This is a genomic window from Aestuariivirga sp., assembly GCF_020252395.1.
GTDB lineage: Bacteria > Pseudomonadota > Alphaproteobacteria > Rhizobiales > Aestuariivirgaceae > Aestuariivirga.
The window spans coordinates 54328-73843 of sequence record NZ_JADCDB010000021.1 but is presented as its reverse complement, the minus strand read 5'-3'; the positions used below and the strand labels follow the sequence as shown (position 1 = coordinate 73843).

The following is a 19516-nucleotide window of genomic DNA, read 5'->3' as shown; positions in this document are numbered from 1 at the left end:
GACCGGGGGCAGGGGCGGAGACCTCCGCGAATCACGCCGCCATATACCCGCCGTCGATCGCCAGCACCGTGCCGGTGACGAAGCTGGCGAGCGGGGAGGACAGGTAGAGAACGCCACCCGCGATATCCTCCGGCTTTCCCCAGCGCGCCAAGGGCGTGCGGGCGAGGATGGACGCGTTGCGCTCGGCGTTCTCGCGCAGGGCGGCGGTGAGCGGGGTTTCGATCCAGCCCGGCGCCACTGCGTTGACGCGGATGCCGTCCGGCGCATAGGCAATCGCCAGCGACTTGGTGAGCTGCGCAATACCACCCTTCGATGCCGCATAGCCCGGCACCAGCCCGCCGCCGAAGAAGCTCAGCACCGAGGCGGTGTTGACGATGGTTCCCTTCGTTTTCGCGAGCTTGGTGCGCGCCGCCGTGCAGATGCGCATGGCGCCGGTGAGGTTGATGTCAATGACGTCGGCGAAGACGTCCAGATCATGCTCGGCGCCGCGCCTGATGACGCCGGCGCAGTTCACGACATTATGGAGCGCGGGAAGCGAGGCGACGAGGCTTTCAATATCGGCGGCATTGCGCACGTCCAGCACGGTGGTGCGCAGACCGGGCATGGACTGGGCCGCCAGCGCTGGCTCTTCGAGCGAGACACCCGTGGCGGTGACGATGGCGCCCTCATCGAGAAAAGCCGCTGCGATGGCCGCACCGATGCCGGAGGTGCCACCGGTGACGAGCACCTGTTTCCCGGCAAAGCAGCCGCTGGGCCAGATGCTCATCGGATGAAGCGGACCACGTAGTCCGCTCCCAGCCCCACCTTCTCGAAATGTGCCCGGCACATGTCGATCTTAGTGAAAACATCCTCATACCCAAGGTTCCTTCCCCAAGGGTCGACGTAATACATGATCCCGTGAACCTGGAAGAGGGTGATCATCTCCTCCACATTGTCTGGCACCACCAGCGTATGCGTCTCGCCCGGCGGCTCGAAGACATAACTTCCGGCGGTGGCCACCCAGTCATGCTCGAGATAGTGCCAGCGGCCCTTGAGCACGAAGCCGTGCACCGGATTGGGATGGCGGTGGCGGGAGAGAACGCCGGCCTTCCGCACCTTCAGCAGGTTCATCCAATAGCCCTGGCTGCGATTGAGGCAGAGCGGGCGGAACCACACATTTTCGGCTTGTGGCACCCACAAGCGCTCGTCCTGGGGAATGGCGTCCGGCACCACGATCTCGGCCAGCGCATCGGGCGGGAATGGCAGCTGGTAGGGCATGCGCGCGTGTTGGTCTGGCTCGGCCGGCATCGGAATTCCCCCTTGTCGATGCCACAAGACTAGACCATGCCGGATGATGGCGGAAGTGACGGACCGGCAATGCTTGCGGCAAGGAACCACGGGTCCGAAGCCGCGCCTCATGCGTAAGTACAGCGCACGACAACAGGAACCGTGATGCTTCTAGCCCTCCAGGAAGTCAGCAAGTCTTACCCCACCGGCGAAGGCGTGCTGCAGGTGCTGCGCGGCGTGAGCATGGCGCTCGACGCGGGTGAGAGCCTGGCGCTCACGGGCGAGTCCGGCAGCGGCAAGAGCACGCTGCTGCACCTCGCGGGCGGGCTCGACCGGCCGGATTCAGGCGCGATCCGCTTTGAGGAAAAAGACATTGCCCGGTTGGGCGACAAGGAGCTGGCGGCCTTCCGGAGGGTGAGCGTGGGCCTCGTCTTCCAGCAGTTTAACCTCATCCCGTCGCTCGATGTGCGCGCCAACCTGGCCTTCCAGGCGCGGCTAGGAGACCGATACGATGCGGCGTGGACCGGGCGCCTGACGGAGCGGCTGGGGCTGGCGAGCCTCCTCGACCGCTACCCCGAGCAACTCTCCGGCGGCCAGCAGCAGCGTGTCGCCATCGGGCGCGCGCTGGCAGGACGGCCGCGGCTGATCCTTGCCGACGAGCCCACCGGCAATCTAGACGAGGCGACGGGGGATGCGGTGCTGGACCTCATGCTGGCGCTGATGCGCGAGACGGGGGCAGCGCTGCTGATGGTGACGCACTCAACGAGGCTTGCGTCGCGCCTCGGGCGGCGTCTGCATCTTGCGGCCGGAAAGCTTTCCTGATGCTCGCACAGGGTTTCGCCGTTCTCCTCTCGCATTGGTGGCGGCACAAGCTGCAGTTCGCCATGCTGCTCTCGGGGCTGGCGCTGGCCACCGCCCTGTGGTCTGCCGTGCAGGCCATCAATGAGGAGGCCCGCGCCAGCTATGCGCGCGCCGCCGCCGTGGTGGGGCAGGACCGGCTGGAGCAGCTCGTCCGCGCCGATGGCGCGCGCTTTCCGCAATCCGGCTACATCGCGCTGCGCAAGGCGGGCTGGCTCGTCTCGCCCGTCATCGAAGGCGAGAAGCGCTTCGGGGCTGAACGCCTGCGCATTCTGGGCGTCGACCCGGTGACACTGCCTTCCGAGGCCGCGCAGGTGAATGTGGGCGCGGCCGGCATTGGCCTTCAACGCTTCATCACCCCGCCCGGCGTGTTCATCGTTTCGCCCGAGACGGCGAAGCGGCTGGAGGGTATGGATACGCCTCCCTTGCGCATCAGCGATGCGCTGCCGCCGGGCACGGCGCTGACCGACATCGGCATCGCGCAGACATTGCTCGATGCGCCGGGGCAGGTCTCGCGCCTGCTGATTGTGCCCCGCCAGCCGCCACATGCAAGGCCGCTGGCGGCGGTGGCGCCGGATCTCGTGCGGCGCGCGCCGGCAGTGGAGAGCGATCTCTCGCGCCTCACCGGCAGCTTTCACCTCAACCTCACGGCCTTCGGCTTCCTCGCCTTCGCGGTGGGGCTTTTCATCGTGCATTCGGCAATCGGGCTTGCCTTCGAGCAGCGCCTGCCGGCGATCCGCACATTGCGCGCGGTGGGCCTGCCGCTCAACGCGCTGATCGCCCTGATGGTGGCGGAGCTTCTCGTGCTGTCCACCGCCGCGGGGCTGGCCGGCGTGGCGCTGGGCTATGGCGTGGCCTCGCTGCTGCTGCCCGATGTGGCGGCGAGCCTGCGCGGGCTCTATGGCGCGGAGGTGCCGGGCGCGCTGTCAATCCGGCCTTCGGTGTGGGGGTTGGGGCTGGCGATTGCGGTGGCGGGCACGCTGGCCTCGGCGGCCTCGCGGCTGTGGCGCATCGCCTCCATGCCGCTGCTGGCGCCCGCGAGACCACGCGCCTGGAGCCTCGCCTCGGAAAGCGCGCTGCGCCTTCAGGCCGTGGGCGGCCTCCTGCTGCTCGTTGTGGCATGGCTGGCCGCGCAGTTGGGAACCGGGCTCGTTGCGGGTTTCGCGGCGCTGGGCGCGATGCTGCTGGGCGCGGCGCTGATCCTGCCGCTGACGCTGTCGCTGCTCTTGGATCTCGGCGGCAGGCTGTCGAGGGGCGTGGTGGCGCAATGGTTCTGGGCCGATACGCGCCAGCAATTGCCGGGCCTGTCGCTGGCGCTGATGGCGCTGCTTCTGGCGCTTTCCGCCAATGCCGGGGTGGGCACCATGGTGCAGAGCTTCCGCGAGACCTTCGTAGGCTGGCTCGACCAGCGGCTGGCGCCGGAACTCTATGTCACCACGCGCTCGCTGGAGGAATCGCAGAAGGTGCGCGACTGGCTCAGCCGCCGCAGCGATGCGGTGCTGCCGATCTGGAATGCGGAACTCCGGACGTCCGGCCAGCCGGTGCAGGTCTATGGCGTGGCCGATCACGCCACCTATCGCGACCACTGGCCGATGCTGGAGTCCGTGCCCGATGCATGGAACCGCGTCGCGAAAGGCGAAGGCGTGCTCGCCAACGAGCAGTTGATGCGCCGCCAGAAGCTGAAGCTTGGCGACGTCATTCCGTTGGAAGGGAGCGCGAGCCTGCCGCTGGTCGGCGTTTTCTCCGACTATGGCAATCCGAAGGGGCAGGTGATCCTCGGCGTGGACGCGCTGGTGAAGCTCTTCCCCGATGCCAGCCGCCTGCGCTATGCCGTGCGCATCGCCCCGGACAGGGCGCCGCAGTTGGCAGGGGATTTGCGCGCCGCGTTCGGACTGGCGCCCGAGAACGTGGTGAACCAGGCGGCGGTGAAGGCCTTCTCGCTGAAAGTCTTCGAGCGCACCTTTGCGGTGACGGCGGCACTCAACGTGCTGACGCTGGGCGTGGCGGGACTCGCCATCTTCGCGAGCCTGCTCACGCTGTCCGGCATGCGGCTGGCGCAGCTCGCGCCCGTCTGGGCCACGGGACTGACGCTGAGGAAGCTGGCGCTGCTCGAAATCCTGAGGAGCGCTGCACTCGCGTCATTCACCATGCTGGCGGCGGTGCCGGTGGGGCTGGGCCTCGCCTGGATGCTGCTGGCCGTCATCAATGTCGAGGCCTTCGGCTGGCTGCTGCCGATGCATCTCTTCCCGCTGGACTGGCTGCGGCTGTTCATTCTCGCGGTGGCGAGCGCGGTGCTGGCGGCGCTGCTGCCCGCGCTGTGGCTCACCCACCGCTCCCCCGCCGATCTCGTGAAGGTGTTCGCCAATGAACGTTAGAGCGATCTTCCTGATGCTGCTGATGATGGCGGCGCCCGCACTGGCCCAGGGCTTCGCAGGGCTGGGCGGCGATGCGCAGGGCTTTGCGGCGCCGGAGCGGGGCGTCGCATTGTCCTTCCCGCAGGATCATGGCGCGCATCCGGACTATCGCATCGAGTGGTGGTACCTCACCGCCAACCTCAAGGGCGCGGATGGCAAGGACTATGGCGCGCAGTGGACGCTGTTCCGCTCGGCATTGGCGCCGGAAGAGAAGCCCGGCTGGCAAAGCCCGCAGCTGTGGATGGGCCACGCCGCAATTACCACGGCGGAGCGGCATCATTCCGCCGAACGCGTGGCGCGCGGCGGCGTTGGGCAGGCGGGCGTGACGCTTTCGCCCTTCAGCGCAACGATCGACGATTGGAGCATGACAAGCCGCGCCGCGCCGCCGGCGGATGAACTCTCCGCACTCGCCATCACCGCCGCGGGCGAGGACTTCTCCTACGCCCTCACGCTCGATTCTCATGGGCCGCTCGTGCGGCAGGGCGAAGAAGGTTACTCGGTGAAGTCCGCCCAGGGACAGGCGAGCTATTATTACTCGCAGCCCTTCTATGCGGTGACGGGCACCATCGCCGCCGGGGGCAGGGACATCGCGGTGACGGGGCAGGCGTGGTTTGACCATGAATGGTCCTCCCAGCCCCTGGCCAAGGACCAGACGGGCTGGGACTGGTTCTCCTTCCACTTCGCGAGTGGCGCGAAACTGATGGGCTTCCGCCTGCGCGATGCGGGCGAGGGCTTCACATCGGCCACCTGGATCAATGCCGGGGGCACGCCCGAGCCGCAGTTGCCGGGCGCACTCAAGGTAAGCCCGCTCGCCTGGGCAGAGGTGAAGGGCCACCGCGTGCCGGTGCGGTGGAAGGTGTCCTTGCCGGCGAAGGGGATCGAGGTGACGACGGCGCCGGTGAACGAGGATGCGTGGATGGCGACGCAGGTCGCCTATTGGGAAGGGCCGGTGCGGATCGAAGGCACGCATCCGGGCGTGGGGTATGTGGAGATGACGGGATACTGAGGTCCACTGGTCCACGGCCCCGCGCCGCGCGTGCCGGTTGATCATGGCCTTCGGTTGTCTCGGGCAGAACGGCCTGCTACAACACGGAAGTCCCATATGGATCGGATGGCAATGGACAAACCGCCGAAGGCACAGCAGGACGGACAGGCCGGGCCCGTCTCCGCCAAGATCCGCGCCCGGGTCGAAAAGGCCAACAAGCGCTATTTCGCCAATGACAACATCTCCGCCTTCATCGAACCCGGCGAACTCGAGGCGCTGCTCGACGAGGTTGCGGGCAAGATGCAGGGCGTGCTCGAAAGCCTGGTCATCGACGTCGATCACGACCACAACACGCAGGGCACGGCGCGCCGCGTCGCCAAGATGTATCTGAACGAGGTGTTCCGCGGCCGCTACGTGGGCCAGCCGCCTGTCACCGAGTTCCCCAATGCCGAATATCTTAACGAGCTGATGATCGTTGGCCCCATCACGGTGAGAAGCGCCTGCAGCCATCACTTCTGCCCGATCATGGGGCGGCTGTGGATCGGGCTTCTGCCCAACGAGCATTCGAACCTCATCGGGTTGTCGAAATACACCCGTCTCGCCGAATGGATCATGTCGCGTCCGCAGATCCAGGAAGAGGCGATCGCCCAGGTGGCGGACTTGCTGATGAGCAAGGTGGCGCCCGATGGCCTCGCGGTGGTGATGGAGGCGGACCATTTCTGCATGCACTGGCGCGGCGTGAAGGACAACGCCACCAAGATGATCAACAGCGTGATGCGTGGCGCCTTCCTCAAGAACGCCTCGCTGCGCCGCGAATTCCTCGCCCTCGTCAATCTCAAGGACTGAATTCCCAGATGATCGTTCGCTGTGTCTATGCCAGCCGTGCCGCCACGAGCCTCACCGGTTCCATGGTGGAGGACATCCTCGAAAAGTCGCGCGGCCACAACCCGGCGAGCGGTATCACCGGAGTCCTTTGTTACAGCGGCGACGTCTTCATTCAGGTGCTGGAAGGCGGGCGCGACGAGGTGTGCGAGCTTTACAACGCCATCGTCCGCGACGGCCGCCACACCCATGTGCGGCTCCTGGTTTTCGAGGAAATCCGCGAGCGCAAGTTCTGCAACTGGACCATGGGCCACGTCGACCTTTCCAAGGTCAATCCCGGCCTGCTGCTGAAATATGGCGAGCGCGCCGTGCTCGATCCCTTCGCCGGCTCCGGCTCCGCCACCATGGCGCTGCTCGACGAACTGGTCGCCACCGCAGCCGTCAGCACGCGCGTTACCTAAGCCTTCGGCTGGCAGCGCTTGCAGGCGAAGGCGCGCCTCCCGGCAATCTCGAAAGCGGTGATCTTGCCCGCGCAGGCAGGGCAGGCGTTCTTGGCGAAGATGTTCACCCGCTCGCCATAGCGGCTCTTCGATTTCTTCGCGCCGTCGACCGTGATGATGGCATTGGTCCTGACTCCCAGCGCCAGCAGGTCCGCCGCATCGGCCCAGATGCGGTCGAAGGCCTCGCGCGGCAGGCGATTGCCCGGCAAGTCCGGGTGGATCTTCTGGCGCCAAAGAAGTTCGCTGCGATAGATGTTGCCGATCCCCGCCATCACCGACTGGTCCATGATGAGCTGCCCGACCGAGCTGCGGCTGCGCGAGATGCGTTGCCACGCCCGCTCCGGATCGGCATCGGGCCGCAGCACGTCGGGCCCGATGCGCCGGACCAGGGCTGCGGCCTCTGCGGGGTCCATCACCTCGCAGCTGTTGGGTCCGTTGATGTCAACCACATGCGTGTCGCTCATCATGCGCACGCGCACTTCGCCCTTCGGTTCGGCCGCGGGGCGCTTGGCGCAGCGGAAGCGGCCGAAGAGGCCTAAGTGAATGTGCAGGCTCAATTCGCCGAAGCGGTAGAGCAGGTGCTTGCCATAGGCATCGATGGCGGTGCAGCGCCGGCCATCGAGCTGCGCCGCGCCCTCCATGAAGCGGCCCTGCGGCGAAGACACGTCAAGCACCTTGCCCGCCAGCATCGGCCGCTGGTCACGCGCGGCGCGGTGGATGGTGTGGCCCTCAGGCATTCCTGAACCAGCCAAGCCCTTCCACGGTGCCCGCCGCGGGGCGGTATTCGCAGCCCACGTAGCCTTCATATCCCAGCTGATCGAGGTGGCGGAAGATCCGCGCATCGTCCAGCTCGCCGGTGCCGGGCTCGTTGCGCTTCGGCACCGAGGCGGCCTGCACATGACCGGTGACCGGCAATAGCGCGCCGAGTCCCTCGGTCACGTCGCCATGCAGGATCTGGCGATGATAGATGTCGAACTGGAGCTTTAGATTGGGCAACGCCAGTTTGCTGATGAGGGCGGCCGCGAAGGGGAAGTCGTTGAGGAAATAGCCTGGCATGTCCCGCCCGTTGATCGGCTCGATCAGAATGTCGATGCCGAACAGTTCTACGGTGGCGCAGGCATGGCGGATCGCCGCCTTGTAGGCCGCGAGCGCATGCGGGTCGTTGCGGTCGCCAAGGCCGCTCATCAGGTGCAGGCGCCTGACGCCGGTGGCCTTGGCATAGGGGATCGCCCTCTCCAGCGAAGCGCTGAATTCCGCCGCGCGCTCCGGCCTGCAGGCAAGGCCCCGCTCGCCCTTGTCCCAGTCGCCCGGCGGCAGGTTGAACAGCGCCTGGGTGAGGCCCGCTGCCGCAAGCCGCCGCGCGATGTCCTCTGGCCGAAAGGCATAGGGAAACAGAAATTCGACCGCGGTGAAGCCATGGTCCGCGGCGGCGGCGAAGCGGTCGAGGAAGTCCCATTCGGTGAACATCATCGAAAGATTGGCGGCAAATTTCGGCATGGGCGTTCCCCGCTGCGACTCACAGGCGATTGGCGTAGACCTTAGAACACCGTGCAAGCGAGTGGAATCGCTGCCGGCGAAAGTGTAACGCCAGCCCTCGCCGCCACCGGCGCAAACAGCCGCGGATTTGGCCGTTCTTCCCCTTGCAGGCCTTGCCCGCGCGCTATACCAGAATGTGACCTATGGGAGAGAATAACCATGGACCGCTTCAACGGCATTCCGGCCATCGGCCTCGGCACCTATCCGCTGTCGGGCGCGGAGGCAGAACGCTGTGTTGCCACCGCGCTCGAGGTGGGTATCCGCCACGTCGACACGGCGCAGATGTATGGCAACGAAGCCCAGGTTGGCCGCGGCATCGCCGCTTCGGGTGTCGCGCGCGGCGACATCTTCCTCGTCACCAAGGTCGATCCGTCCAACCTCGGCGCGGACCGCTTCGCGGACTCGGTGAAGCGTTCGGTCGATAAGCTCGGCACGGCGCCGGACCTGCTGCTCATCCACTGGCCGCCGGCGGATGGTGAAATCGACGGTCCCGTCGAGCGCCTGCTGCACGCGGGCGAGCGCGCGATGGCGAAGCAGTTGGGGGTGAGCAACTTCAGCCCGCGCCTGATGCGCCGCGCGCAAGCGCTGGCGGGCGGCAAGCTGATCTGCAACCAGATCGAATTCCACCCGCTGCTCGACCAGTCGGCATGGCTCGCCACGGCGAGGGAGCTCAACATGGTGATCACCGCCTACAGCCCGCTGGCGCGCGGCAAGTGCATGGAGGAGAAGGTGGTGCAGGAGATTGCCGCGCGCCACCGGCGGCCGGCCTCCGAGATCGTGCTGCGCTGGATCATACAGCAGGGCGTTGCGGCGATCCCCATGACGCGAAAGCGCGGGAATGCCGCCTCCAACCTGCGCGCCGCGGAGTTCACGCTCACGCCGGACGAGATGGACGCTATCTCGGCGCTCGGCAGCCGCAACCTTCGCCTCATCAATCCCTCTTGGATGCGGAGCTGGGATTGACGTAAGCTCGCGGCATGACCACGCCGTGCATCATCACCGTCGCCATCACCGGCTCCGTTCCACGCAAGGAGCATAACCCGGCCGTCCCCATCACCATCGCCGAGCAGGTGGAATCCACACAGGCTGCCTTCGAGGCGGGCGCCAGCATCGCGCATGTGCATGTGCGCAAGGACGACCAGACGCCGACCTCCGACCCCGACCGCTTCGCGGCGCTGCTCGAAGGCTTGCGCAAGCATTGCCCCGGCATGATCGTGCAGTTCTCCACCGGCGGCCGCTCCGGCAAGGGCTCGGAGCGCGGCGGCATGCTGCATCTGGGCTGCGACATGGCCTCGCTGTCGACGGGCTCCTGCAACTTCCCCACCATCATCTACGAGAACCACCCGGACCTGGTCCGCGAGCTCGCAGGCAAGATGATGGAATACAACGTCAAGCCGGAGATCGAGGTTTTCGATCTCTCCATGCTCTATCAAGCCCTGCGCCTCGCGGACGAGGGCGTACTCAGGAAGCCGCTGCACGTGCAGTTCGTCATGGGCGTCAAGAACGCCATGCCCGTGGTGCGCCAGGCCTTCGACTTCATGGTGGACGAGGTGACGAGACTCGCACCCGAGGCAACCTGGGTGGCCGCCGGCATCGGCAAGCACCAGCTCGAGGTCAACCGCTGGTGCCTCGAACGCGGCGGCCACTGCCGCACGGGATTGGAAGACAACATCCGCTGGGACGAGACCAGGTTCGCGGCATCGAATGCCGAACTGGTGACACGCGTGGCAAAGATGTGCCCGGAATATGGGCGGCACGCGGCGAGTGCGGCCGAAGCGCGGGAGATATTGGGCTTGGCTCCAGCTTAGTCTCCCACTCCATCATCACGCCCGGGCTCGTCCCGGGCATCCGATGGTTGCCGGCAAAAAAGACACGCGGGTCAGGCCCGCGTGTGATGAGTTTGGAGGGGACTGGGAACGCCTATCCCTTCAACCCATACAAACCGCTGGACCGCTGCAGATGCTGCACCATCGCGGCCTCCGCGGCATCGGCGTCACCCTTCGCGATGGCGTCGACGATCACCATGTGCTCGGCCAGCGTGTAATTCTCCTTGCCGGACCAGATCAGCAGTTCCGTGTGATAGGCCTTGAGCCAGCCGAGCATCGCCTCGCTGACCGAGACGAAGATCGGGTTGCCGGAGATGGCGGCGATCTGTGTGTGAAGCCGCATGTCGGCCTCCATGAAGGCCTCCGCCCTGCCGAGCGCCGCGCGCTGCTCCTCCACGTTGGCGCGCAGCCGCGCCACGTCTTCGGCCGTCGCCTTCACCGCCGCTTCCCGCACCATGCCGCGCTCGAAAAAGAGCCGCGCCTGCTTCAGGTGCTCGAGCGAATCCGGCGACCGTTGCAGCATGAGGTGCGCCGAAACGTCCACCTGGCGGATGATTGACTGCGCGGTGAGATCCTGAACGCGCGCCCTCTCGCCATGGCTGATCGACACGAGCCCCATGTTGGCCAGCGACTGCATCGCCTCGCGGATTGCCGGCCGGCCCACCCCGAAGCGCTCCATCAACTCGCGCTCCGACGGCATGGCGTCGCCCGCCTTGAGGTTTCCGTTCGAAATCAGCCGCAGCAGGCGCTCCAGCACCTCGTCGGACAATTTGCGGCGGGTGATACGCTCGGTTTGCATCGCCATCGCTTTGGCTGCTAATTTGACCTGAGTTTAACTCATCATACCAGTTCTTCACCAATGCGCAACGTGCCGCCTCACATGATCCGCCTCACCTATCTTATCGAAACGGATGGAAGTCCGGAGAGGCTGGCGGCCAAGATCGCCGCCGACCAGTCGACCGGCACCTTCGTCCCCGTGCCGGGCGAGACGGAAGAGCTGAAGGCGCGGGTGGCGGCGCGTATGGTGGCGTTGCGGCCCCTGCCGCCCACAAAGACGCCCTCCTTTCCATCGGATCGTCCCGGCCCGTTCAACCGCGCCGAGGCGGATATCGACTTCCCCTTCGCGGCCATCGGCACTGACCTCGCGGCCCTGATGACCATCACCATGGGCGGCGTCTGGTCGATCCGCGGCTTCACCGGCATTCGGGTCACGGCCATGCAGCTGCCGCAGGAATTCCGGGGCGCGCACCCCGGCCCGCAGTTCGGCATAACTGGCAGCCGCGGGCTGACGGGGGTTCAGGGCCGCCCGATCATCGGCACCATCGTCAAGCCCGCGCTGGGCCTCCGCCCGCCGGAGACGGCCGCGCTCGTGAAGGAGCTGATCGAGGCCGGCGTCGACTTCATCAAGGACGACGAGAAGCTGGCGAGCCCGTCCTATTCGCCGCTCTCGGAGCGCGTGAAGGCGATCATGCCGCTGATCCTTGACCATGAGCAGAAGGCCGGCAAGAAAGTCATGTATGCCTTCGGCATCAGCCATGCCGACCCGGACGTGATGATGAGGAACCACGATCTCGTGCTGAAGCACGGCGGCAATTGCGCCGTCATCAACATCAACTCTGTTGGCTTCGGCGGCATGAGCTTCCTGCGCAAGCGCTCCGGCCTTGTTCTGCATGCCCACCGCAACGGTTGGGATCTGCTCACGCGCCATCCCGGCATCGGCATGGACTTCGCCGTCTACCAGCAATTCTGGCGCTTGCTCGGCGTCGACCAGTTCCAGATCAACGGCATCAAGGTCAAGTACTGGGAACCGGATGAAAGTTTCGCCGCCTCGTTCAAGGCGCTCAGGCAACCGCTGTTTTCCGAGGCCGATTGCCCGCTGCCCGTGGCCGGTTCCGGCCAATGGGGCGGCCAGGCGCCGGAGACTTACGAGCGCACAGGAAAGACGGTGGATCTGCTCTATCTCTGTGGCGGCGGCATCGTCAGCCATCCGTCCGGCCCCGCCGCCGGTGCGCGCGCGGTAAGCCAAGCCTGGGAAGCGGCGGTGGCCGGCATTCCGCTCGAGACTTATGCAAAGGACCACACGGAACTTGCACAGTCGCTTGCCTTCTTCGGTGACCGGAAAGCCGGCTGATGTTCCTTTCCTATTACGGTGACGACTTCACCGGCTCCACCGATGTCATGGAGTCTCTGGCGCTGCACGGCGTGAAGACAGTGCTGTTCACCCGCATTCCGACACTGCAAGAGCAGGCGCGCTTCGCGGGCGTCGACGCGGTGGGCATCGCCGGCACCAGCCGCAGCCAGACGCCGGAGTGGATGGACGAAAACCTGCCGCGGCACTTCATCTGGCTCCAGCAGCTCGGCGCGCGCTTCTGCCATTACAAGGTCTGCTCCACCTTCGACTCGGCGCCGCATGCCGGCAACATCGGGCGCGCCATCGAGATCGGGCGGCGGGTCTTCCGCCAGCAAGTGACGCCGCTCGTCGTCGGCGCCCCGCAGCTCAGGCGCTACACGGCCTTCGGCCATCTCTTCGCCGGCTATCAGGGACAGGTCTACCGCATCGACCGCCACCCGGTGATGAGCCGCCATCCGGTGACGCCCATGGACGAGGCGGACCTGAGGCTTCACCTCGCGCGGCAGACGCAGCTGCCCGTCGACCTCGTGCCGGCCAATGCCCTGAATGACCCAACTGTCGATCAGGTGATCGATGCAGCCAAGGGCATCGTGCTCTTCGACGTCTTCGACAAGGCAACGCAGCTTGAGGTGGGCCGCCAGGTGCTGCGCATGTCAGGCCGCGTCGGCCCCTTCATCGCGGGCTCGTCGGGCGTCAACTATGCGCTGGTGAAGGCGCTGGCGGCGGCGGGCGAAATTCCCGGCACCGCCAGCTTCCCCGCGCTGCCCAGGGTCGAGCGCACCATTGCCGTTTCGGGAAGCTGCTCGCCCACCACCGCACGGCAGATCCGCCACGCGCTGGCCCACGGATTCACCGGCCTCCATGCCGACCCGCTCGACCTCGCGCGCATGCCGGATGCCGCCGTTGCGCATCTCTCGTCTGAAGCCAAGCGCCTGATGGGCGAGGGGCGCAGCGTGCTGGTCTATACGGCACTCGATCCCGAGAGCGATCGCGGCGGGGCGCTCGATGCCATTCCCGGCGGCCGCCACCGCGTGGGGCAGGGGCTGGGCCGCATCGCGCGCGCCTGCATCGAGGAATTCGGGCTCCGCCGCGCCATTCTTGCTGGCGGCGACACGTCGAGCCACGCCTTGGGCGAGCTCGACATCTTGGCTCTCACCACCCGCTTTCCGCTGCTTGCAACGCCCGGTTCACCGCTCTGCACCGCGGCCAGCTCCGACGCCCGGCTCGATGGCATCGAGATCGCCATGAAGGGCGGCCAATTGGGCGGCGGCGATTACTTCGTTGCGCTGCGCGACGGGCTTGCATCATAGTCATCGAAAAACGGGAGGAATTGACGTGCCGCGCTTCGACCGCAAAGAGCTGGTGGACAAGTTCCAGGATATGAAGCGCCGCCGAATCCCCATTGTGGGCGGCGGGGCGGGAACCGGCCTCTCCGCCAAGTGCGAAGAAGAGGGGGGCATCGACCTCATCGTCATCTATAACTCCGGGCGCTACCGCATGGCAGGCCGCGGCTCGCTGTCCGGCATTCTCGCCTATGGCAATGCCAACGAGATCGTCATGGATATGGCGCGCGAAGTGCTGCCGGTGACGAAGCGCACGCCGGTGCTGGCGGGCGTCAACGGCACGGATCCCTTCTGCCTTTTCGATCCCTTCCTCGATCAGCTCAAGGCTATGGGCTTTTCCGGTATCCAGAACTTCCCCACCGTGGGCCTCATCGACGGCGTGTTCCGCGCCAATCTCGAAGAGACCGGCATGTCCTATGGCCTCGAGGTGGACCTGATCAGGCTCGCCCGCTCCAAAGACATGCTGACGACGCCTTACGTGTTCAACGCTGGCGAGGCAGAGGCGATGGCCAGGGCCGGGGCGGACATGATCGTCTGCCATCTGGGCCTTACCACTGGCGGCTCCATCGGTTCCCAGACGGCGCTGAAGCTTGCCGGATGCCCCGCGCTGGTGGACGAGTGGGCGGAGGCCGCGCTGAAAGTGAACAAGGACGTTATCATCATCGTCCATGGAGGCCCCGTCTCCATGCCGGCAGATGCGCAGTTCATCCTGAGCAACACGAAGAACTGCCACGGCTTCTACGGGGCATCGTCCATGGAGAGGCTGCCAGCGGAAGTGGCGCTGGTGGAACAGACGAAGGCCTTCAAGGGGCTGAAGTTCCCCCCGGGTGACGCAGCTAAGGGGAGAGAATTTTCTCCATGAACACGCTGTTCGGGTCATCCGCCGGATAATCTCCGAAGGCGCCGCGATCGACGTAACCAAGCCGGCGATAAAGCCCCAGCGACTCCGGCTGGTGGATACCCGTTTCCAATCGCGCCAGCAGGCGGCCGCAGGCGAGGGTTTCTTCCTCGATCCGCTGCATCATCAGCTTGGCGAGACCCAGCCCGCGCGCCGAGGGCGTCACGTAGATGCGCTTCACCTCGGCATAGTCGTCATGCAGCCAGCAGCCGCCGATGGCGATGACCTCGTCGCCACGATGCGCGGCGAAAAAGCGCATCTCGGGCTGGCGCAACGTCTCGATGTCCAGGAGGTGGTTCGACCCGGCCGGATAGAGCGGCACGAGATAGGCATCGAGTTGCTCCACCATCGCGCGAACAGGCGGGTGCGCCGGGTCGGCGATGGTAATGACGGCTCTGGTCACTGGAAGGCCTGGAGGCCGGTCTGGGCGCGGCCCAGGATCAGGGCATGAACGTCATGCGTGCCCTCATAGGTGTTCACCGTCTCGAGGTTCACCATGTGGCGCATGATGTGATATTCTTCCGAGATGCCATTGCCGCCGTGCATGTCGCGCGCCATGCGGGCGATGTCCAGCGCCTTGCCGCAATTGTTGCGCTTCATCAGCGAGATCGCGGGCGGCGCCACCGTGCCGCGCTCGAGGCCGCGGCCAAGCGCCATGCAACCCTGAAGGCCCAAGGCGATTTCGGTCTGCATGTCGGCGAGCTTCTTCTGCACCAGCTGCGTGGCGGCCAGCGGCTTGCCGAACTGCTTGCGGTCGAGCGTGTATTGCCGTGCGCGGCGCCAGCAGTCTTCCGCCGCACCCATGACGCCCCAGGCGATGCCATAGCGTGCCTTGTTGAGGCAGCCGAAGGGGCCGCCCAGGCCCTTGGCATTGGGCAGCAGGTTGGCGTCCGGCACTTCCACATTGTCGAGCACGATCTCGCCGGTGATCGAGGCGCGCAGCGAAATCTTGCCTTCGATGGTGGGGGTGGAGAAGCCCTTCATGCCGCGCTCCACGATGAAGCCGCGGATCACGCCGTCTTCGGTCTTGCCCCACACCACGGCCACGTCGGCGATGGGCGAGTTGGAAATCCACATCTTGGCGCCATTCAGCACATAGCCGCCGCCGACCTTTCTGGCGCGGGTCTTCATGCCGCCGGGGTCGGATCCGGCATCGGGCTCGGTCAGGCCGAAGCAGCCCACCCATTCGCCGGTGGCGAGCTTGGGGAGGTATTTCTTCTTCTGCGCATCGGCGCCATAGGCCTCGATCGGGTGCATGACGAGCGAGTTCTGGACACTCATGGCGGAGCGGTAACCGGAGTCGACGCGCTCGACTTCGCGCGCCACGAGACCGTAGGCGACGTAGCCCAGGCCGGAGCCGCCGAAGCCGGTGGAGGTCATGACGCCGAGGAAGCCCATCTCGCCCATCTCGTTCATGATCTCGCGGTCGAAGCGCTCCTCTCGGAAGGCGGATTTGACGCGCGGCAACAGCTTATCCTGCGCGAAGGCGCGGGCAGCGTCGCGGATCATGCGTTCTTCGTCGGTAAGCTGGGATTCGAGGTCGAGCGGGTCTTCCCAGTTGAATTCGGCGGTGGCCATAACAAACTCCCTTGGATCAGCGTCTAATGAGCAACGGCGGGCCGAATTGTCAATTCGGCGAAATGACCGGGTTCTTGGCGCTCAGCGCACAAGTGCCGAGAGCGCCTTGAATTCCGCCGTCCCGGCCCGGCCCAGCAGCTCGAACACCACCATTTCGGTGTTCACCACCTGCACCCCGTGCTGGTGCATGCGCTCCAGCGCCAGGGCGTGGGAGGAGGGGCTGCGGGACGCCATGGCATCCGCCACCGCCATCACGCCGAAACCCGCGGCCGAGAGGTCCGCGGCGGTCTGCATGACGCAGACATGGGCCTCGATGCCGGCCAGGATGACAAGCGGGCGCCCGGCCTCGTAGTGCTCGATCATGTGGTCCTTCAGCCCCTGGTCGCGCCAGCAGGAGAAAGCGGTCTTCTCGAAGACCGGCGCATTGCCCAGTTCGGCCGCGAGGCCTGGCACGGTGCGGCCAAGGCCTTTGGGATACTGCTCGGAGACCGTGACGGGCACGGCAAGCGCCTGCGCCGCCTTGAGCAAGATGGCGCAGCGCGCCTCCGCTTCCGCTCCCCCCGTCATGGCGGGCAGCAGGCGCTCCTGCATGTCAACGAGGAGAAGGGTGGATTTGCTGGCTTCGGCGAGCATTGGGCGTTTCCTCATCTGTCCGTTGTATTTCCCCTCCCCATAAGGGGGAGGCAAACTTCGTCAAACCAGCCCCGCCACCTTGAGGCCAAAGGCATAAACGAAAGCGACTTCCTTCAGCCGGTCGAAGCGGCCGGAAGCGCCGCCGTGGCCTGCCCCCATATTGGTCTTGAGCAGGAGCAGGTTGTCATCGGTCTTCAGTTCACGGAGTTTTGCCACCCATTTGGCCGGCTCCCAATAGGTGACGCGCGGGTCGGTGAGGCCGCCGACCGCGAGGATGTTCGGATAGGCCTTGGCCTCCACCCGGTCGTAAGGAGAATATGCCATGATGTTCTCGTAGGCCTGCTTCGATTCGATGGGGTTTCCCCACTCGGGCCATTCAGGAGGCGTCAGCGGCAGCGTGTCGTCGAGCATGGTGGTGAGCACGTCGACGAAGGGGACCTCCGCGATGATGCCGCGGAACAGCTCCGGCGCCATGTTGGCCACCGCACCCATCAGCATGCCGCCGGCCGAGCCGCCCTGCGCCACGACGTTGCCCTTGCGCGTGAAGCCCTCCTTGATGAGGAATTCGGCCACCGAGATGAAATCGCGGAAGGTGTTTTGCTTCATCTCCATCTTGCCGGTCTTGTACCAGCGGCGGCCCTTCTCCTGCCCGCCGCGGATGTGGGCGGTGGCATAGATAAAGCCGCGGTTCACCAGGGAGAGGATGTTGGCGTTGAAGCCGGCCGGCATGGAAATGCCGTAGGAGCCATAGCCATAGAGCCAGACGGGCGCGGAGCCGTCGATCTTCGCGTCCTTGCGATAGAGCAGCGTCACCGGAATCGTCTCGCCGTCATGGGCCGGCGCCATCAGGCGGCGGGTGATGTATTGCGACGGGTCATGGCCGCTCGGCACCTCTTGTGTCTTCCGCAGCACGCGGCTGCGGCTCCGCATGTCATAGTCGAAGACCTGGGTGGGGGTCGTTGGCGAGGAATAGGTGAAGCGCAGCGTGCCAGTGTCGAACTCGCGCATCTCGCCGAAGCCCAGCGAATAGGCTTCCTCGTCAAAGGCGATGGCGTGTTCTTCGCCCGACTCCATGTTGCGCACCACGATCCGCGGCAGCGCGTTCTCGCGCTCCATGCGGATCAGCCAGTCCTTCAGCACGATGTAGCTGACGATGAAGATGCCGGGCCGGTGCGGGATCAGGTCCCGCCAGTTCTCCTTGCGTGGATCGGAAACAGGCGCAGTGACGAGCTTGTAGTCCTCAGCACCGCCTTCGTTGGTGCGGATGATGAACTGGCCGCCCCGGTGCTCGATGTGATATTCGATGCCTTCGACGCGGGGCGCCACGAGGCGCGGCTTGTCGTCTGGCTTCCCGGCGTCGATCAGCCAGATCTCGGAGGTGTCATGGTCGTGGATGTCGATGGTGATCCACTTTTCCGAATTGGTCTTGCCCACGCCGGTGAACTTGCCGGTGTCCTTTTCCCCGTAGATCAGTTGGTCGGCCGACTGCTCCGTACCCAGAACATGGCGGAAGGTCTTCAGCGGGCGGTGGTTATCGTCCAGCAGCGTGTAGAAGAAGCTTTTGCCGTCGTCGGCCCATGTCGCCTCGCCCGCGGTGTTTTCGAGAACGTCCTTGTGCTCGGCGCCCGTCGCAGCATCGCGCACGTGAAGCTCGTAGAACTCGGAGCCATTGCCGTCGAAGGACCAGGCGATGAGGGTCTGGTCAGGCGAGAGGTCGATGCCGCCGAAGCGGAAATAGCTGCGGCCCCCGGCGAGTTCATTGCCGTCAAGCAGCACTTGCTCCGGCCCATCCTGGCCGCGGGGCTTGCGGCAATAGCGCGGGTGCTGGCCGCCGGTGACGTAGCTCGAATAATAGTCCCATGCGCCGTCGGGGGCAGGCACGGAGGAGTCATCCTCCTTGATGCGGCCCTTGAGCTCGGCGAACAGCTTTTCCTGCAGCGCCACGGTATCGGCCATGACGGCCTCGTGATAGGCGTTCTCGCCTTCGAGGAAGGCGCGGATTTCGGCCGGCAGCATGGAGGGATCATGCATCACCTCCTGCCAGTTCGGCGCTTTAAGCCAGTGATAGTCGTCGCGCTTCTCGTAGCCATGCCACGTTTCGACGCGCGGGCGCTTCTCCGCCCGCGGCGGCTTCGGGATATTGGTCATTATCAGGCCTTCTCGTCCGGCTCGAAGCTCATCGCCACGCCGTTCATGCAATAGCGCAGCCCCGTGGGCTTCGGCCCGTCGGGGAAGACGTGGCCCAGGTGACCGCCGCAATCGGCGCAATGCACCTCGGTGCGGCGCATGAACCAGGACCGGTCCTCGGAGGTTTCCACCGCATCCGGGCCGATCGGCGCCCAGAAGCTGGGCCAGCCGGTGCCAGACTCATATTTGGCGCCGGAGGAAAACAGCGGCTTGCCGCAGCCCCCGCAGGCGAACACGCCCTTGCGCTTCTCGGAATTCAAGGGGCTGGTTCCCGCCCGCTCGGTGCCGTGCCCGCGCAGCACGCGGTAGGCCTCGGGTGAGAGGGCTTCCTGCCATTCTGCATCGGTTTTTTCGATCTTTCTCATCCCGGGGCTCGCTTTCTGACCCCAATGTGGAGGATTGGCGGCAAAATGTGAAGCGCTGCCGGGCGATTGGCAATCTTGTGAAAGGTTGCGTTAAGCATGGCGCGCCGTGCCCGCCCCCGGTACAATCCGGACAGTTAGATTTTAATCAAATCCTCAGCCGTCCCTGTGCTTGCT

Annotated in this window: 20 protein-coding genes; 10 read left to right on the top strand and 10 right to left on the bottom strand. The window is 65.7% G+C overall.

The annotated features are described in order from the left end of the window. Positions 1 to 31 precede the first annotated feature (31 nt). Together IOC82_RS10985 and IOC82_RS10980 are read right to left on the bottom strand one after the other, a co-directional pair. Positions 32 to 766: an SDR family oxidoreductase gene (locus IOC82_RS10985; RefSeq protein WP_290546235.1), complete on the bottom strand. Its 735-nt coding sequence runs from the start codon at positions 764 to 766 to the stop codon at positions 32 to 34. Continuing rightward, entirely contained in the window at positions 763 to 1287 is a 525-nt protein-coding gene (locus IOC82_RS10980) for a 2,4'-dihydroxyacetophenone dioxygenase family protein (protein ID WP_290546234.1), read from the bottom strand. The genes IOC82_RS10985 and IOC82_RS10980 overlap by 4 nt, the downstream gene beginning before the upstream one ends. A gap of 144 nt (positions 1288 to 1431) precedes the next feature. Between IOC82_RS10980 and IOC82_RS10975 the strand changes: the two genes are divergently transcribed. The 5 genes from IOC82_RS10975 to IOC82_RS10955 all read left to right on the top strand — a co-directional run bounded on the left by IOC82_RS10975 (position 1432) and on the right by IOC82_RS10955 (position 6806). Then, the gene (locus tag IOC82_RS10975; protein ID WP_290546233.1) at positions 1432 to 2088 is read left to right on the top strand and encodes an ABC transporter ATP-binding protein; all 657 of its coding nucleotides are present in this window, start codon (positions 1432 to 1434) and stop codon (positions 2086 to 2088) included. Continuing rightward, on the top strand, positions 2088 to 4499 hold the full coding sequence (locus IOC82_RS10970; protein ID WP_290546232.1) for an ABC transporter permease: 2412 nt from the start codon (positions 2088 to 2090) through the stop codon (positions 4497 to 4499). Before IOC82_RS10975 ends, IOC82_RS10970 begins: the two co-directional genes overlap by 1 nt. After that, positions 4489 to 5544: a lipocalin-like domain-containing protein gene (locus tag IOC82_RS10965; RefSeq protein WP_290546231.1), complete on the top strand. Its 1056-nt coding sequence runs from the start codon at positions 4489 to 4491 to the stop codon at positions 5542 to 5544. The genes IOC82_RS10970 and IOC82_RS10965 overlap by 11 nt, the downstream gene beginning before the upstream one ends. Positions 5545 to 5655: 111 nt before the next feature. Then, on the top strand, positions 5656 to 6369 hold the full coding sequence (gene folE, locus IOC82_RS10960) for a GTP cyclohydrolase I (protein ID WP_290546230.1): 714 nt from the start codon (positions 5656 to 5658) through the stop codon (positions 6367 to 6369). 8 nt (positions 6370 to 6377) lie between these two features. Continuing rightward, complete coding sequence (locus IOC82_RS10955) at positions 6378 to 6806, top strand: BLUF domain-containing protein (protein WP_290546229.1); 429 nt, start codon at positions 6378 to 6380, stop codon at positions 6804 to 6806. Here the strand turns inward: IOC82_RS10955 and IOC82_RS10950 are convergent. Continuing rightward, on the bottom strand, positions 6803 to 7582 hold the full coding sequence (locus IOC82_RS10950; RefSeq protein ID WP_290546228.1) for a DNA-formamidopyrimidine glycosylase family protein: 780 nt from the start codon (positions 7580 to 7582) through the stop codon (positions 6803 to 6805). The two genes, IOC82_RS10955 and IOC82_RS10950, sit on opposite strands and share 4 nt — an antisense overlap. Further along, positions 7575 to 8342: a 2-oxo-tetronate isomerase gene (otnI, locus tag IOC82_RS10945; RefSeq protein WP_290546227.1), complete on the bottom strand. Its 768-nt coding sequence runs from the start codon at positions 8340 to 8342 to the stop codon at positions 7575 to 7577. Before otnI ends, IOC82_RS10950 begins: the two co-directional genes overlap by 8 nt. A gap of 198 nt (positions 8343 to 8540) precedes the next feature. On the opposite strand from otnI, the gene IOC82_RS10940 reads away from it, so the two are divergent. Both IOC82_RS10940 and IOC82_RS10935 read left to right on the top strand, forming a co-directional pair. Next, positions 8541 to 9344, top strand: a complete 804-nt coding sequence (locus IOC82_RS10940; RefSeq protein ID WP_290546226.1) for an aldo/keto reductase — start codon at positions 8541 to 8543, stop codon at positions 9342 to 9344. Positions 9345 to 9358: 14 nt separating this feature from the next. After that, positions 9359 to 10189: a 3-keto-5-aminohexanoate cleavage protein gene (locus IOC82_RS10935; RefSeq protein WP_290546225.1), complete on the top strand. Its 831-nt coding sequence runs from the start codon at positions 9359 to 9361 to the stop codon at positions 10187 to 10189. 112 nt (positions 10190 to 10301) lie between these two features. Here the strand turns inward: IOC82_RS10935 and IOC82_RS10930 are convergent, their stop codons facing one another. Beyond that, the gene (locus IOC82_RS10930; RefSeq protein WP_290546224.1) at positions 10302 to 11012 is read right to left on the bottom strand and encodes a transcriptional regulator NanR; all 711 of its coding nucleotides are present in this window, start codon (positions 11010 to 11012) and stop codon (positions 10302 to 10304) included. Positions 11013 to 11087: 75 nt separating this feature from the next. On the opposite strand from IOC82_RS10930, the gene oiaX reads away from it, so the two are divergent. From oiaX to IOC82_RS10915, 3 genes are read left to right on the top strand one after another with little or no spacing between them, the layout of a single operon-like run. Continuing rightward, complete coding sequence (gene oiaX, locus IOC82_RS10925; RefSeq protein WP_290546223.1) at positions 11088 to 12338, top strand: 3-oxo-isoapionate-4-phosphate decarboxylase OiaX; 1251 nt, start codon at positions 11088 to 11090, stop codon at positions 12336 to 12338. Beyond that, positions 12338 to 13648 carry a four-carbon acid sugar kinase family protein gene (locus tag IOC82_RS10920; protein ID WP_290546222.1) on the top strand — a complete coding sequence of 437 codons (1311 nt, stop codon included), beginning with the start codon at positions 12338 to 12340 and terminating at the stop codon, positions 13646 to 13648. The genes oiaX and IOC82_RS10920 overlap by 1 nt, the downstream gene beginning before the upstream one ends. A gap of 25 nt (positions 13649 to 13673) precedes the next feature. After that, positions 13674 to 14543: a phosphoenolpyruvate hydrolase family protein gene (locus tag IOC82_RS10915; RefSeq protein WP_290546221.1), complete on the top strand. Its 870-nt coding sequence runs from the start codon at positions 13674 to 13676 to the stop codon at positions 14541 to 14543. Here the strand turns inward: IOC82_RS10915 and IOC82_RS10910 are convergent. From IOC82_RS10910 to msrB, 5 genes are all read right to left on the bottom strand, one after another. Beyond that, positions 14518 to 14982 (bottom strand): GNAT family N-acetyltransferase, encoded by a 465-nt coding sequence (locus tag IOC82_RS10910; RefSeq protein ID WP_290546220.1) that lies wholly within the window; start codon positions 14980 to 14982, stop codon positions 14518 to 14520. The genes IOC82_RS10915 and IOC82_RS10910 overlap by 26 nt on opposite strands. Beyond that, positions 14979 to 16157, bottom strand: coding sequence for an acyl-CoA dehydrogenase (locus IOC82_RS10905; protein ID WP_290546219.1), 1179 nt, complete (start codon positions 16155 to 16157; stop codon positions 14979 to 14981). Before IOC82_RS10905 ends, IOC82_RS10910 begins: the two co-directional genes overlap by 4 nt. Positions 16158 to 16238: 81 nt before the next feature. After that, positions 16239 to 16790, bottom strand: coding sequence for a hydrolase (locus tag IOC82_RS10900; protein WP_290546218.1), 552 nt, complete (start codon positions 16788 to 16790; stop codon positions 16239 to 16241). A 60-nt stretch (positions 16791 to 16850) separates the two neighbouring features. Continuing rightward, positions 16851 to 18938, bottom strand: coding sequence for a S9 family peptidase (locus IOC82_RS10895; protein WP_290546217.1), 2088 nt, complete (start codon positions 18936 to 18938; stop codon positions 16851 to 16853). Between the two features lie 2 nt (positions 18939 to 18940). Beyond that, positions 18941 to 19342, bottom strand: a complete 402-nt coding sequence (gene msrB / locus IOC82_RS10890) for a peptide-methionine (R)-S-oxide reductase MsrB (RefSeq protein ID WP_290546216.1) — start codon at positions 19340 to 19342, stop codon at positions 18941 to 18943. Between the last annotated feature and the right edge of the window lie 174 nt (positions 19343 to 19516).